The organism is Campylobacter concisus, assembly GCF_002912425.1.
GTDB classification, from domain to species: domain Bacteria; phylum Campylobacterota; class Campylobacteria; order Campylobacterales; family Campylobacteraceae; genus Campylobacter_A; species Campylobacter_A concisus_AH.
In genome coordinates this window covers 1-14,369 of record NZ_POYR01000065.1, presented here as the reverse complement: position 1 = coordinate 14,369, position 14,369 = coordinate 1, and the positions used below count along the sequence as shown (strand labels likewise).

At 38.6% G+C, this 14,369-nt stretch carries 13 protein-coding genes and 1 pseudogene; 4 read left to right on the top strand and 10 right to left on the bottom strand.

What is annotated here, in order from left to right; all coding sequences use genetic code 11:
• Nucleotides 1-66: 66 nt before the first annotated feature.
• A pseudogene (secA, locus tag CYP84_RS04000) lies at nucleotides 67-2,463 on the bottom strand (preprotein translocase subunit SecA); the annotation flags it as partial.
• 97 nt (nucleotides 2,464-2,560) lie between these two features.
• Between secA and lolA the strand changes: the two are divergent.
• On the top strand, nucleotides 2,561-3,073 hold the full coding sequence (gene lolA / locus CYP84_RS03995) for a LolA-like outer membrane lipoprotein chaperone (RefSeq protein ID WP_103636759.1): 513 nt from the start codon (nucleotides 2,561-2,563) through the stop codon (nucleotides 3,071-3,073).
• Nucleotides 3,074-3,100: 27 nt separating this feature from the next.
• Here lolA and CYP84_RS03990 read toward each other — a convergent pair whose 3' ends face one another.
• The 6 genes from CYP84_RS03990 to CYP84_RS03965 are packed head-to-tail and all read right to left on the bottom strand — an operon-like array spanning nucleotide 3,101 to nucleotide 8,762.
• A complete protein-coding gene (locus CYP84_RS03990) occupies nucleotides 3,101-3,640 on the bottom strand; it encodes a hypothetical protein (protein ID WP_103636758.1) in 540 nt (179 codons plus the stop codon).
• Nucleotides 3,637-4,956, bottom strand: a complete 1,320-nt coding sequence (locus CYP84_RS03985) for an ATP-dependent DNA helicase (protein ID WP_103636757.1) — start codon at nucleotides 4,954-4,956, stop codon at nucleotides 3,637-3,639. Before CYP84_RS03985 ends, CYP84_RS03990 begins: the two co-directional genes overlap by 4 nt.
• Nucleotides 4,957-6,972, bottom strand: a complete 2,016-nt coding sequence (locus CYP84_RS03980) for an SH3 domain-containing protein (RefSeq protein WP_103636756.1) — start codon at nucleotides 6,970-6,972, stop codon at nucleotides 4,957-4,959.
• Nucleotides 6,969-7,463, bottom strand: coding sequence for a chemotaxis protein (locus CYP84_RS03975; RefSeq protein WP_103636755.1), 495 nt, complete (start codon nucleotides 7,461-7,463; stop codon nucleotides 6,969-6,971). The genes CYP84_RS03980 and CYP84_RS03975 overlap by 4 nt, the downstream gene beginning before the upstream one ends.
• On the bottom strand, nucleotides 7,456-7,899 hold the full coding sequence (locus CYP84_RS03970; RefSeq protein WP_103636754.1) for a DUF523 domain-containing protein: 444 nt from the start codon (nucleotides 7,897-7,899) through the stop codon (nucleotides 7,456-7,458). The genes CYP84_RS03975 and CYP84_RS03970 overlap by 8 nt, the downstream gene beginning before the upstream one ends.
• Nucleotides 7,896-8,762: a D-amino acid aminotransferase gene (locus tag CYP84_RS03965; RefSeq protein ID WP_103636753.1), complete on the bottom strand. Its 867-nt coding sequence runs from the start codon at nucleotides 8,760-8,762 to the stop codon at nucleotides 7,896-7,898. Before CYP84_RS03965 ends, CYP84_RS03970 begins: the two co-directional genes overlap by 4 nt.
• Before the next feature lie 104 nt (nucleotides 8,763-8,866).
• Between CYP84_RS03965 and CYP84_RS03960 the strand changes: the two genes are divergently transcribed.
• Nucleotides 8,867-9,373, top strand: a complete 507-nt coding sequence (locus CYP84_RS03960; RefSeq protein ID WP_103636752.1) for a hypothetical protein — start codon at nucleotides 8,867-8,869, stop codon at nucleotides 9,371-9,373.
• Here CYP84_RS03960 and CYP84_RS03955 read toward each other — a convergent pair.
• Genes CYP84_RS03955 through rsmH form a run of 3 tightly spaced genes read right to left on the bottom strand, consistent with a single transcriptional unit; the run spans nucleotide 9,352 to nucleotide 12,511 of the window.
• Nucleotides 9,352-11,301 (bottom strand): FUSC family protein, encoded by a 1,950-nt coding sequence (locus CYP84_RS03955; protein ID WP_103636751.1) that lies wholly within the window; start codon nucleotides 11,299-11,301, stop codon nucleotides 9,352-9,354. The genes CYP84_RS03960 and CYP84_RS03955 overlap by 22 nt on opposite strands.
• A complete protein-coding gene (locus CYP84_RS03950) occupies nucleotides 11,292-11,585 on the bottom strand; it encodes a hypothetical protein (protein WP_103636750.1) in 294 nt (97 codons plus the stop codon). The genes CYP84_RS03955 and CYP84_RS03950 overlap by 10 nt, the downstream gene beginning before the upstream one ends.
• A 2-nt stretch (nucleotides 11,586-11,587) precedes the next feature.
• On the bottom strand, nucleotides 11,588-12,511 hold the full coding sequence (gene rsmH / locus CYP84_RS03945) for a 16S rRNA (cytosine(1402)-N(4))-methyltransferase RsmH (RefSeq protein WP_103636749.1): 924 nt from the start codon (nucleotides 12,509-12,511) through the stop codon (nucleotides 11,588-11,590).
• Between the two features lie 126 nt (nucleotides 12,512-12,637).
• Between rsmH and CYP84_RS03940 the strand changes: the two genes are divergently transcribed.
• Entirely contained in the window at nucleotides 12,638-13,225 is a 588-nt protein-coding gene (locus CYP84_RS03940; protein WP_103598135.1) for a class II aldolase and adducin N-terminal domain-containing protein, read from the top strand.
• Nucleotides 13,226-13,364: 139 nt separating this feature from the next.
• On the top strand, nucleotides 13,365-14,369 hold a 1,005-nt coding region (locus tag CYP84_RS03935; RefSeq protein ID WP_103636748.1), incomplete at its 3' end, for a peptidylprolyl isomerase.

Genomic DNA, 14,369 nt, shown 5'->3' with positions numbered 1-14,369 from the left:
AGGCTCATTTTCAGCATTTTGACTAGCTTCTAGCATCATCCTAGCTTGCTCTTCTTGCTCCTCACGGCTCTTAAATCTAACGATTTGAAGCGTTTTAACGCTCTCAGTTTTTAGTCTGCCAACTAGTTCCATAAAGAGGTTGTAGCTCTCTTTTTTATATTCAACTAGCGGATCTTTTTGATTATATCCTCTTAGACCGATGCCAGTTTTTAGGATATCCATCTGATAGAGGTGCTCTCTCCACGCATTATCAAGCACTTGAAGGTATAAAATTTTCTCTATATCTTTTCTTTGCTCTTCATTTAGCACGCTCATTTTTTCGTTATATCTAACCTCTAAAATTTGCGCTATTTTTTCTACCAGCTCATTATACTCTAGCCCTTTTAGCTCGCTCTCGTCGATCTCTTCGCCACAATCTGCAAGGATGATAGAGCATAAATTTTTAATGTCATAGTCATCTTTCAAGCCGCCATGAAAAATTTCAGCCGTATCAAGTAAATTTGTAGCGTATTCAACTCTGTTTTGAGCTATTTTTTCGCTCATATCGTAGTTTTTATCAAGTAGCTCATCGCGGTATTTGTAGATGGTCTTTCTTTGCTCATTTGCCACGTCGTCATACTCAAGCAAATGTTTTCTAGCCTCAAAGTGCAAGCTCTCAACTTTCTTTTGAGCGTTTTCAACAGCCCTTGTCACCATGCGGCTCTCGATGCTTTCGCCCTCGTCGATACCAAGCCTATCCATGATCGCTTTTATGCGGTCGCTACCAAAAATTCTTAAAAGATTGTCCTCCAAGCTTAGATAAAATCTACTCATACCAGGGTCGCCCTGACGTCCAGCACGGCCACGGAGCTGATTATCTATCCTTCTACTTTCGTGCCTTTCGGTGCCGATGATATATAAGCCGCCAAGGTCTCTCACCTCGTCATTTATCCTGATATCAACACCACGTCCAGCCATGTTTGTAGCGATAGTCACAGCACCTTTTACGCCAGCTTGTGCGATGATCTCAGCCTCTTTTTCGTGGTTTTTAGCATTTAGCACAGAGTGTGGGATGCCAGCTTTTTTAAGCATCTCGTGAAGCACCTCACTACGCTCGATACTTGCAGTTCCTACAAGCACTGGCTGACCTTTTTCGTGAGCCTTTTTAATCTCGTCGATGACCGCTTTAAATTTCTCGTTTTGAGTTTTGTAGATAAGGTCGTTTTGATCAATCCTCTTAACTGGCACGTTTGTTGGGATCGAGATAACTTCAAGATTATAAATTTGAGAAAACTCAGTAGCCTCTGTCTGAGCCGTGCCGGTCATACCTGCAAGCTTTTTATACATCCTAAAATAGTTCTGGTATGTTGTATCGGCAAGAGTTTGGCTCTCTTCTTGAATTTTCACGCCCTCTTTTGCCTCAAGCGCTTGGTGAAGCCCCTCGCTAAAGCGCCTGCCCTCACTTAGACGTCCTGTAAATTCATCAACTATGACAACCTCGCCATCTTTTACAACGTAATGAACGTCTTTTTCAAAGAGGTTGTGAGCTTTTAGAGCTTGATCTAAGTGGTGGCTTAGCACGGCGTTTTCAAGGTTATATAAATTTTCAACTCCAAAGAGCTTTTCAGCCTTGCTTATGCCAGCCTCTGTAATCATTATCGTTCTATTTTTTTCATCTACTATAAAGTCCCCCGTTGGCTTTGAGCCTGGCACGTTTGGATCAGCTGGAGTGCCTCTGGTAAGCTGTTTTGCGACTTGATCGGCTCTTATGTAGCCATCAAGCGTGCGGTTTGTTGGACCAGAAATTATAAGTGGCGTTCTAGCCTCATCTATCAAGATACTATCGACCTCATCGACGATAACGAAGTTATGGCCTCTTTGCACCTTTTGACCAGCTTCAAATTTCATATTATCACGAAGGTAGTCAAAGCCAAATTCTGAATTTGTGCCGTATGTTATGTCAGCATTATACGCAGCTTGCCTTACCTCATCGTCGTATCCGCCACTTAGTATCACATCAACGCTTAAGCCTAAAAAGTTATAAAGCTCGCCCATTTGCGTAGCGTCACGCTTTGCAAGGTAGTCATTTACGGTAACTACATGCACGCCCTTGCCGCTCATAGCGTTTAATATAACTGGCAAAGTCGCAACCAAGGTCTTACCCTCGCCTGTCTTCATCTCAGCGATCCTGCCCTCGTTTAGCACCATACCGCCTATTAGCTGCACGTCAAAATGGCGCATCTTAAGCACCCTTTTGCTAGCCTCTCTAACTAACGCAAAGACATCATTTAAAATTTGATCTATAGTGACTTTCTCTTCGACGACTTGGGCTTTAAGCTCGTTAAATTTGATCTTAAGCTCATCATCGCTCATCTTCTCATAAGTTGGCTCTAGTGCATTTATCTGCGCCACACGTTTTATATATTTTTTGACTTCTCTATCGTTTTTCGTGCCAAAAATCTTTCTAAATACCGATGAAATCATTACTTTACCTTCCTAAATTTTTAAACTTTGGATCTTAGCATAGTTTAACTATTTATTTAATTAAACTGGGCTAGAATACGCCAAAAAAGGATAAAAAATGAAAAAATTTTTGATAGCTTCTCTTGTCGCAGTTTGCTCATTTGGCGCTGGCTTAAATTTTAAAAGCCTGCAAAGTGACTTTACGCAAACCGTCTTTAGCGAGGGCAAAAGTGTAAATTATAAGGGTAGATTTTACGCTAAAAGCGATAACACCGCGCTTTGGATATATGAAAGTCCAACACCAAAGAGAATTTACTTTGACAAAGACAAAGTGGTCGTGATCGAAGATGAGCTTGAGCAAGCCATCATTTCAAGACTAGATGACACGCCAAATTTGACGCAGGTTTTGGCTCATGCAGAGCAAATTCAGCCGACACTTTATAAAGCGATATATGACGGAGTTGAGTATTTTATAACGATCAAAAATACGCTTCCAACGACGATTGACTATAAAGACAAGCTCTCAAATAAGATAAAAATCACTCTAAGCAACCCAGTAAAAGACGCGCTCATCCCAAAAGAGACGCTAACTCCAGTCATCCCACAAGGTTACGACATCGTAAATCAATAAATTTGGCTAGCTTTTAGCCAAATTTACTCACTTCTCTCCGAAGTCTTTTCCAAATTCTTGCACATTATTTAGATCAATAGGCTTTTGTACCACATCATTTGGATCAGGTGCGACGATGATCTCGTTGCCTTTTTTCTTCTTTTCTGGCTTTATCATCACATCTTCATTTACGCTTGAATCAGAGCATAAATTTTGGCTTTTTATCGCTTTTATGATCTCGCTTAGCTCCAAATTATTTATCACTTTGATATTTAAAATAAGCACGTCGTCGATGTCAAGCGAGTGCTTTTTGGCTGCGTATTTCATAAAGAGCTCTTTAAATTTCTCTTTTCCCATTGAGGTTAGGATATCCTCCACGTAAAAGCTGCCAACAACGACATTTAGCGCATCAAGCACGTAGGCTTCATTCTCCTCCACATCACGTCCGACAACTTCAAGATTCATGCTTATCTTTTTTGTTAAATTTTGTCCAGCTTTTGAGTAGATATCTGTTTGAAAGTCACTCACTTTTAGCACGTCTGCAAATGCAAAAACGCCAAAAACAAGGCTTAGAAATAGCTTTTTCATAAACTCTCCTTAATATGCAAAAATACGTTTTCTTGGTAAAATTTCTTAACTTCGTCGTCAATTTTAACCACTTTTCTTAAATGCTGCCTAAAATCACTTTTCTTATCATAAAAAAGTTTTAAATTTTTAGGATTTACCGCGCGAGAAAGTGCGACGTAGAGCTGTCCTTTGGCAAAGATGTGGTTGATGTTGCAAATGAGCGAATTTATGCTCATGCCTTGAGACTTGTGGATAGTTAGCGCATAGGCAAGCTTAAATGGAAACTGATAAAGCGAAGCTTGCACGTTCTCCTCGATCTCGTCTTCGTTTAAATTTAGCGCGCAAAAGTTATAAGCGCACTTTTCTATCTCGCAGATCTCGCCGCTATCTTTTTGCACGATCACGCTTGATATGGCGCCATTTTCTTTTAAAATTTGCATGATCTTGCCTTGCTCGCCGTTATAGTACTCGCCCCATTTATTTGAAGTAAAGATGATTTTTGCGCCTATCTTCATCTCCAAATTTCGCGAGATATTTAGCGTATTTGCCCACTTTTCAAACTCTTTTTTATCTAAATTTTCATCCATAACAAGCACGTCCGAGTTTGAAATTTCAAGCGGTGCATTAAGTGCGAGAAGTCTCTTTTGATTTAGCATCTCAGCCTCTGCGTTTCTGCCAAAAAGCACGCTAGTCTCGCTATCTGGTTCTATTACATCCACTCGCAAGCTCTCGATGTAGGCCATCATCTCATCATCTAGCTCACCAACTCTAAGACGAGAGAGAATTTCATAAAATTTAATATCATTTGTGCGTTTTGAGACGAGCAGCTCGACATTTGTAAATTTCATATCCTCCCACGCACTGGAGTTAAAGGCGTATAAAAAGTTAAAAAGTTTGCTCTCATTTTGCTCTTTTTGCACGGGTGGCAGCTGATAAAAGTCGCCCACTATGAGCACCCTGCCCTTAAATTTAGAAGTAAGCAAGCGGTATCTTATCATCTCCATGACATTTGAGCTAACCATCGAAATTTCATCAATTACAAGCAGATCGCAAGCATCTAGCATATTTCGTAGTTTGCTTAGCTTATCTTTTTGGCGGTAGTCAAGCCGTCTTAGCTCCTCGTAGTCCTTGCAGTAGCCAAATTTAAAAAAGCTATGCAAGCTCACGCCCCCAAGGCTAACAGCGCTTATGCCAGTTGAGCCAAGGATGATGACGTTTTTGAAATTTTCTTTGTAGTGTCTGATGATGGAGGCGGTCAGATAGCTCTTGCCAACACCGCCGCCGCCTGTTAAAAAGACGTTTGAGCGAGATAAAATTTCTAAAATTTGATCTTTCATCTACTCAAACATCTCTGGGCGATACTCAAAATGCATCGTATCAAAGTGCTTCCAGCGTCCGCCCCAGATAAATTTATGCTTCTCGAAAACTCGCACGATCTTTTCAGGGATCAAATTCTCATAGCCCTTGCTCCACTGCCAGTAGTGGCTCTTTTTTACATTTATATCGATCGCGATGCCGTAGCTGTGCGCGCTTAGGCGGTTTGTGCCAGCGATGATGCGCCACTTAAATGTCCCGCCTGGATCTTTTAGGTACTCAAGTAAATTTGGATCGCTCTTTACCATTTCGTTTAGCTCGTTGCTAACTTCTTGCAAGGCAGCTGCGGCGCCATTTTTAGAGTTAAATTTTAAAGGCAAATTTAAAAAATCCTTTATCCAGATGACATCAACCAAATTTGCCTTTACCGCGCTCTCGCTTGAGCCATAAATTTTGCCTAAAAGCTCGTAGTTTCTGCATCTACCAGCATCGCTTAGGGCCGCGCTAAGTGGCGAAAACGCAGCGTAATCAAGCGCGTTCATATCCTCTATATCAGCGCCAGTGCTGCACTCTTCATCTTTTTGTTTAAAATCATCATAGACTAAACTCGTGCCATCACTAAATTTAACCAAATTTTCTTCGATCTTTACGCCGTAAGCTCGCTGCAAAGCTGAGATCTTTCTAGCCTTATCTAGCATCCCTTGCTCAGGTCTCATCACATTTATAGAATCAACCTTAGAAATTAGCAAATTTGCACTTTGTATGTCGCTTCTGTTTTGTCCGATATTTAGCGTAGTTATCGCGGTCGCTCCGATTAGCGCACGGCCGTTGTTTGTAGTCTTTAGCCCCCAAGCATCATGCACGACGTAAATTTCATCGCCCTTGTATCCAGCATAGAGCATGATGTGACCTGGTAGATGCACGAGCGTGAGATATGGCACGCCTTTTTCTTTTATCTCTTTGCTCTTTGCAGCGTTGCTAAGGCCTTTTAGATTGATCTTTTCTCCCATATTTGCCTGCGCCCTTGAGTTCCTAGGCAACCACACGCCAAAGCTTGCTAGCAAGTCTTTTGTAAAAAGCGAGCAGTCTCTTAGCTTATCCACCCCGCCCCAGCCATAAGGCTGAGTAAGAAGCGAGCTAAGAAGTGTTTTTAAATTTGAGTCATTAAATTTAAGTGGAAAAAGGGCGCTAAAAGACTTTGGGAGGACAAACTCCCTAAGCATATTTCTTACATAAATTTTGCCGTAGTAGTTTTTGTCATCTTGTGCTAAAACTGGCAGTATCGCGCCGACACGTGAGTAAAATAAAAAGTTTCCGCCCTTGTCATAAACTGGCATCTTGTCGGTTTTTATCGTTACAAAGCTTGATTTTTGATAGGAAAGCGCCTCTTCATCGCTTATAAATTTGATATCTTCAACCTTCACCCAGCCCCAAACCGCATCATCACTCACAAACGCCCACGCCCTATCTTTTGAGAGGTGCGATACAAAGAGCGGATGAGCGATGCTTAGGGTGGATTCTTGCAGATAGTCAAACGGATAGCCCTCGCCTGGAGTTTGCGGGTTTAAAAATATCGGCTCGTCGGTTGGGAAATTTCTTACAGCTGTGTTTGCTGAAGTTAGAGCATAGGCTGAAATTTGCAAAAAGCCAGCGAAATTTGCATTGTCCTTTTGTGCGTCAAACCAGCTTTGAGGTATCTGTCTAAAATTTGAGCCAAAATACTTTCTTTTCTCGCTTGGTTTATATACATTAAACGCCCAAAAAGCGTCATTTGGGTTAAATTTCACACCTCTTAAAGTAAAAACTTTAAATCTTCTTTTTAAAATTTCATCTTGAGCAAAACTCGCACTTTGCATATTTTGAGGTAGCGACGAGGCGTCTTGTTTTACTTCAAATTCAAGCAAGCTAATGCGCTCATTTGGCTTATAGACATTTTCGTCTGGCAGGGCATTTTGCTGCTTGTTTGGCTCTGGTTTTGTTGTCTGCGAACAACCCAAAAACAAAGCAACACTAAGTGCTAAAAATATACCTTTTTTCAAATTTCTTCCTTATCCTTAAATATAGCTTCGACGATCAAAACAAAGATATAAAACATCTTTTCATCGTTGTTTTTGCAAATTTGCCTCATCGTCTCGTTTTGATCCTTGACCTTTATATCGTTTGATCTTAAAATTTCTGCAATGTCTGAGCCAAATTTCTTTGAAATTTCCCCAACTTTGACATCATTTAGCGCATTTAAAAACCTTGTCGTGTTGCAGTCCATCTGAACTGGCTTATGCTTTAAGATATTTTTAAACTCAAGGCTTAGCTTTTTTAGCTTTTTCTTTTTGACGTAGCTGTGAATGATAGTTAAAACAACCAAGCTAAAGCCAAAGAAAATGTGCAAATTTAGCGAAAACTCGCTCATCTCTCCCTTTAAAAAGAGCACGCCGCTTGCAAAAAGTCCCACCACGCAGGCAAAAAGTAGCAGCAAGATGATGTATTTAAAGACGACCTCGAGCAAGATGTTCTCTTTTAGCCTCTCAAACATCAAGCCGCCCTATCTCATCTTCGCTAAAAACTAAAATTTCATTCTCTTTTAGCAGTTTTGCCGCTACGCCGTCGCCAAAGATTAGCTTTTTACTAAAGCTTCCATCATAAATTTGCCCGCTGCCGCAGCTTGGGCTTCTAGCTTTTAAAATAGCCTTTTTGCAGCCATTTAGCTTAGCTATCTTTAGGCAAATCTCAGCCCCAAATTTAAAATTTTCGCTCACATCTTTAGCTGTTTTTGTAACGACTAAGCCACCTTTCATCTCAGCTGGCTCTCTTGGCGTGCTAAGTCCGCCAAAGACCTCTGGACAGACAAAAAGCAGATGATATTTTTTCGAAATTTCATCTAAAACGCCTCTATCCAAAAGGTTATTTTCGCCGTTAAATTTGCAGTTTATGCCAGCCATACAAGCGCTTATTAAGACCTTTTCTCTCAAAGTCCAGCTTCTTTTAAAAGCTCGCTAGCATAAATTTCACGAAGTTTGCTTGAGATTTCGCCCACTTTTGCGCCGTTTATCGCCTTGCCGTCAGCGTAAACCACTGGTAAAAGGATGAGCGTAGCAGCCGAGATAAAGACTTCATCAGCCGCGTAAACCTCGTCCATGCTAAATTTACGCTCTTCTATCTTTAGTCCGATATCTTTAGCGATCCTTAAAAGCCTCATACGGCGGATCCCTGGCAAGATTTCATTTGAAAGTGGCTTGGTGATGAGGGTTTTATCTTTGATGATAAAAGCGCTTGAGCTACAGCCCTCTGTGACAAAGCCGTTTTCTACCATAAAGCCCTCGTCCGCGCCCTTTTTGTGAGCCTCATTTTTGGCGTAGCACTGAGCTAGAAGCGAGATCGACTTGATGTCACGCCTCTTCCACCTGATATCCTCGACACTTACCACTTTTATGCCAGTTTTTGCAGCTGGGTTGTTTAAAATTTCACTCTCGTAGCAAAAGATAAAGACGCTTGGGGTTAAATTTTCCATAAAATAGAAATTTCTAAACGCTACGCCTCTTGTTACCTGCATGTAAATTCCACCCTCTTTTAAGGCGTTTTTAGCGATCATCTCATTTAAGATCGCTTCAAATTTATCTTTTTCGTAAGGCAGGCTTATATCTATCTCGTTTAAACTTCTCTCAAACCTCGCCCAAAAGCCATCTTTATCAACCATTTTTGAATTTATCACAGGCACTACTTCATAAATTCCATCGCCAAATATAAATCCTCTATCAAACGCGCTAACTTTTGCCTCATCTTTTGGCAAAAACTCACCATTTAAAAAGACCGTTTCTAAAGCTTTATCTGCCATTTTTAGCTCCTTAAATTTTGTGCAAATTGTATCTAATTTTGTTTGAATTTATAGATTTTTAGATACAATGAGCTGAAATTTTTAAGGTAAAAAGTCTATAAAAAATGAAAGAAAATCTAAGAAACACTATCATTAAAAACGTTTTTTTCGTATCAAAACAGCCAGTTTTATTTAGAGATTTACTTGAAGCAAATGCCCTTTTTAACGAAGGTATGCTAGTTGATGGCGCAAAGCTAAATTTTAGATTTAACCATGTGAAGCTATATCAAATTTACGCACTTATCTGCTTTGTAGTCTTGTTTCCGCTTCTTATCATCACGCACCACTTTTTAGCAAAGGCCGACGCGCACATCTCGATAATCGCAACTACCATCGTCACTTCAGCTGTTTTTATCGGATTTGATATGTTTAAGGTTTGGGCAAGAAGAGAGGTAAGCTTGGATCTTATAAAAAAGGCTTGGAGCGTGCATTTTCCATATTTTGGATATGAAAAATATTCAAGCAAGGTTGAAGAAATTTACAACACCGCTCTTAAAAATGACGTTTCAAAAAAAGATTTAGAACAATATATATATGAAAAGCTAATCTCTCAAAAAGAGAGCGCTGAGTAAATTTCATTTTGTTTTAAAGCAACTCGTAAAATTAGCTTTTTAACGTTTTCATCTTTGCAAAGTAGCTTCGCTTCTATCTCGTTTATGAAATAATATGGAAGTTTTTTGATCTTTTTATCTAGCATCAAAAACCTATCTGAGATGATTTTTATATCATTTTGCAAGGCGTTTTTCTCTTTTAACTCATCTAAATTTAGATAATTTTTAAGCTTAACCAGATCGCTATTTATATCATCAAGCTTGCTAGCTATAAATTTTGCATTTTTCATATTATCATCGTCTAAATTTTTACTAACTTTTATAGCGTAGTTTAGTTCATTTAGCGAGCCTAAAATCGCTTTTTCATCCGTGCTAAAAGCATCTTTGTTTGACTCATTTAGAGAAATTTGCACTAAATTTCTAAAACCCATCAAGGCACTGCTTAAGCTATCTTTTATCGCTGTATAGTCATTTTTCCTAGTTAGCAGATATGTGACAAAAACTATCAAAAAGCCAGCCGCCACGTCAAGCAGTCTATCGACCATAAGGGCTAAAAAGTCTCTTTTTATAAGCGAAAAAATGGCTGTAAATTCAAACATAAATGCCGTTGCAAAGACGATTTGTTTGTAAGATTTAAGATAATAAACCAAAAACATACCGATAAAGACAACCACGTAAAATGCGTATGACTCACCCATAAATTTCACAAAAACAAGCGCGATAAAAAAGCCGATAACTCCACCAAGAAGGCTATCTCTGCCTGCATTTTTCAAAGCATCTTCGTCGCTTTTGTTTAGACCCATCACGGCAATTGCGATCCAAATTCCATGATTTATATGCATCGCCTGCGCTATAAAAATGGCTATCGACATACAAATGGCAAGCCTTAAAGACTCTTTTAATACTTCATTTTTTAAATTTAGCTTTTTAAGCGCCTCTTTTAGCGTGATCTTTTTTGTGTTATTAAACGAGAGTTTGTCCTCGCCGCCCTCTTTTATAAGCAAAAATTTATCATAAAGCACACCAAGCGAGCTTGCAAAAATTTTAAAATTTGAGTTTTTAGCTAAATTTAGCGCATCAAATTTTAGCTTTGGAGTTTGATTTTTGAAAATTTTTTTAAGCTCAAAAAGGTTGTAAGCGATCTCATTTTTTACCTCGTTTAAAAGCGCTTTATCCTCGATCCTTTCAAACGAAGCGCCCAATGTTCGAAGCAAAAGAGCGATCTCTTCAACTTTATAAAAATAAAATAGCGCTTTGGCTTGATTTCTAACTAGCTTGACATCTTTTATCTTTAGGCTTTTGTTTGCAAAAATTTCTTTTGATTTATCAATCGAGCTCATCAAATCTGCGATACTTGCGTAAAAATGACTCATGCCAAGCGCCTTGCTCGACAAGATGGCGCTGTCTAGCAAAAAGCCGATGCTTTTTTTAGTAAATTTGCCGTATTTGCCAAAATTTTCAAATTTTATGATGATGCTTAGCACGCCAGCCAAGATAAGTCCGCCGATGCTTTCAATCACATTTAGCCCAACTGCGGCCTTTGTTACAAAAGCAACTAGCCCTGTTGCATTTACGGCAAGCAAAATTTTGTTTAAATTTGAGCTATAAATTTGGCTAATACCTACCACAAATATCCAGACAAATACGATAAGCGAGAGCCAAATGCCAAGGCTGATAAAAGGATCAACAAAGGGCATAAAAGCGCAAGAAAGCGCGATATAAAGTAATAAAAATGCAAATTTGCTCCTATCTTTGCACTCAAGCTCGCCAAGAAAGAAGATACCCATCGTGATATTTACAGCCATGATGGCGCCGCTTAGATGAAAGAAATGAAAGCACAAAAAGCAGTTAAAAGCGATAGTCGTGGCAGCTTTTAGCGAGTAGATGAGCTGGAAATTTGCAGGGTCATAGTAGTGGATAAAGCTTTTAAATTTCTTGATTATTTCCATTGACGCTCTTGCATATTATTTAAAATTTGATTTTTATAACGCAAATTTTCAAGCTTTATGCTAAGAGCTCTGTTTTCCTCAAGGAGCATATCTCGTATGCCGCTGTTAGCTGCAATATCTCTACTTATATAATAAATTTGATTTGCTATGTAAATTTTTGGCAAAAATAGAGCCAGCGCTATAAAAACCGCAAGATAGACCATCACTAGCGTCTTAAAGCTTAAATTTACCTCACGTTTTTGCTCCTCGTCGTGAAGTGTTAGCAGCTCTTCTTTTTCTTGCATCTTTATCCTTTTATCTTAAAAACACGCAGTTTTGCGCTCTTGCTTCGTGAGTTTTGCGCTAGCTCACTTTGGCTTGCTGTTAGTGGTTTTTTGGTTAAAATTTCGCCCAGTTCGTGGTTGTTTCCGCACTCACATCGGTATATGCCAGGCGGACAGATACAGCTGTTTGCCCACTTTTTGAAGCGCTCTTTTACGATCCTATCTTCAAGCGAGTGAAATGTAATAATCGCCACCAAGCAATCTTTAAAACCACCTTTTTCTATACTATCAAGCAAATTTGTTAGCTCATCTAGCTCGCCATTTACCTCTATCCTGATCGCCTGAAAAGCAAGGATCGCAGGGCTAACACCGCGCCCTTTTATCTGGGCTGTGCCTATTATGTTTGCAAGCTCTTTTGCGCTTGTTATCTTGCCTAAATTTCTAGCGTTTATTATCTTATTTGCGATCCCAGAGGCATTTTTTAGCTCGCCGTAATCCCTAAAAATCCTAACTAACTCATCAAACGAGTAGCCATTTACCACGTCATAGGCGCTAAATCCTCGCTCTTTATCCATACGCATATCAAGCGTGCTTGAGCCAAGGCTAAAACCCCTATCATCTTTATCTATCTGTAAAGAGCTAACGCCAATGTCAGCTAAAATCCCTCTAACATTTGAAATTTCATCGCTGCTAAGTTTGCTAATAAGCTCAGAGAAATTGCTCTTATAAATTTTCACTCTACTGCCAAATGGCTCAAGTTTTTTGAGTGAGAAATTTATAGCTTCGATGTCTTTGTCGCAAGCGATCAAATTTAAATTTTCATTTTGAGACAAAATGGCACTAGAATGTCCAGCATATCCAAGCGTGCAATCTATAAAATTTCCACGCAGGTCTTTAAAAAATGATAAAACTTCGTCAAGTAAAACGCTAATATGCGGACTTTGCAACACTGCCTCTTTAATGAAATTAGTGTGAAAATTTATCGAAATTTTACTTAAAAAGCTATCATTACATAAAATTTTACACAAATTTTAAGATAGCTTAAATATAATCACCCAAACATAGGAGAAAAAATGGACTTATTGCACTCAACAAATGAGATAAAAAAGATATCTCTTTCGATGTTTAGAAAGAATTTTTTTGGTGTTTTTCATGGTTCTATCTCAGCAAGGGTAGAAAAAAATCAATTTATCATCAACAAGCAAAGTGCCATTTTTGACGACTTGCAAGATAGTGATCTAACGCTTCTTTCATCTAAAAAAGACTACCGCTGGAATGATGCGAGCTTGGATGCTGATATACACTTAAACATCTACAAAAACATAAATGAAGCAAAATTTGTCTGCTACGCCATGCCTCCATACGTGACAGCTTATGCAATGAAACATGAAAAGATCGCACCAAAAGACTATTTTGGATGCATAAGATTTAATGAAATTTTAGTCTATGATCCAAAGCAGTTTGACGACTGGTATGAGCGTGCTGAGACAGAAATTTATAGAGCGATGATAGAGAAAAATACTAACGTCGTCGTGATCAAAGGATACGGCGTTTACGCGTATAGCAGGAGCCCTCAACTACTTGCAAAAGATATAGCTTTGTTAGAAAATAGCTGCAAACTGCTTCATTTTACTGGTGATTACAGCGATTTTAGCATTTAAATTTTTACTAACAAAGATAAAAAATGTTAGTAAAAATTTAGCAAGAAACGTTTTTATAAAGCCCCATTTTAAGCTTATTTAAGCCAAATTTCTATAAAATATCGCACAAGCTTTGTTAGTATTTTAAAGGAAGAACTTAATGTTATCTTGGATGCAAAAACATAAAAAATACCTAGTCGTGACAATTTGGGTAAGCACGATAGCTTTTGTCGGTGCTGGTTTTGTCGGCTGGGGCGCATACGATCTAAACAGCAACAGAGCTACTTCAGTAGCTAAAGTAGGACATAGAAATATAAGCGTTCAAGAGTTGCAACAAAAATATGATAGGTTATATCAGTACTACAACAATGTATTTGAAGGCAAATTAACTCAAGAGAAAGCTGAAGAGTTAGGTTTAGAAAATGCTGCACTTCAAGCTGCTATTCAAGAAAATTTACTATTAAATTTTGCAGACGATATCGGTCTTAGCGTTAATAAAGACGATGTTTTAAAATATATAATCGTCGATCCAACATTTCAAAAAGACGGCGTTTTTGACAAAAATTTATACTACGATGTGCTAAGAAGAGCCAGGATAAACCCAACTGATTTTGAAGACAATCTAAAACTAACTATCTTACTAGATAAACTTAGAACTATTTTAAATCTACCTGCTAGCAAAGAAGATATTGCCATGATGGAAGCTAGCTTTTTCATGCAAGATAAATTAGCTGTGCAAGTAGTAAATGCTGATCAAAACGATATCAAAGTAGATGAGAAAGAGCTAAAAGATCTTTGGGAGATAAATAAAAATAACTATATGACAAAGACACTTTATGGCATAGATACATACTTTGTCGAGTCAGAAAAAAGTGACGCAAACGAAAGTGTTTTAAAATCTTACTATAACGAGAACCAAGATAAATATAAGGGTTCTGATGACAAGATAAAACCTTTTAGCGAGGTAAAAGCTGAAGTTAATAAAGACTACAACATAGAGCAAAGTAAAACTAACGCTTTAGAAAAGTATGTCGCTGTTAAAAAAGCTGAGCTTGCAACTAATGGTTTTATAAGTGTAAATGAAGACAACGCTACTTTTCCACTTGATGAGATAAAGGGCGCAAAAGTTGGCGAAGTGATAAAACCATTTATCTATAAAGATGGC

Excerpts from the sequence above, each read along its gene's own strand:
- lolA (WP_103636759.1), top strand. The coding sequence starts at position 2,561 with ATGAAAAAATTTTTGATAGCTTCTCTTGTCGCAGTTTGCTCATTTGGC.
- CYP84_RS03990 (WP_103636758.1), bottom strand. The coding sequence starts at position 3,640 with ATGAAAAAGCTATTTCTAAGCCTTGTTTTTGGCGTTTTTGCATTTGCA.
- CYP84_RS03985 (WP_103636757.1), bottom strand. The coding sequence starts at position 4,956 with ATGAAAGATCAAATTTTAGAAATTTTATCTCGCTCAAACGTCTTTTTA.
- CYP84_RS03975 (WP_103636755.1), bottom strand. The coding sequence starts at position 7,463 with ATGTTTGAGAGGCTAAAAGAGAACATCTTGCTCGAGGTCGTCTTTAAA.
- CYP84_RS03965 (WP_103636753.1), bottom strand. The coding sequence starts at position 8,762 with ATGGCAGATAAAGCTTTAGAAACGGTCTTTTTAAATGGTGAGTTTTTG.
- CYP84_RS03960 (WP_103636752.1), top strand. The coding sequence starts at position 8,867 with ATGAAAGAAAATCTAAGAAACACTATCATTAAAAACGTTTTTTTCGTA.
- CYP84_RS03955 (WP_103636751.1), bottom strand. The coding sequence starts at position 11,301 with ATGGAAATAATCAAGAAATTTAAAAGCTTTATCCACTACTATGACCCT.
- CYP84_RS03950 (WP_103636750.1), bottom strand. The coding sequence starts at position 11,585 with ATGCAAGAAAAAGAAGAGCTGCTAACACTTCACGACGAGGAGCAAAAA.
- CYP84_RS03940 (WP_103598135.1), top strand. The coding sequence starts at position 12,638 with ATGGACTTATTGCACTCAACAAATGAGATAAAAAAGATATCTCTTTCG.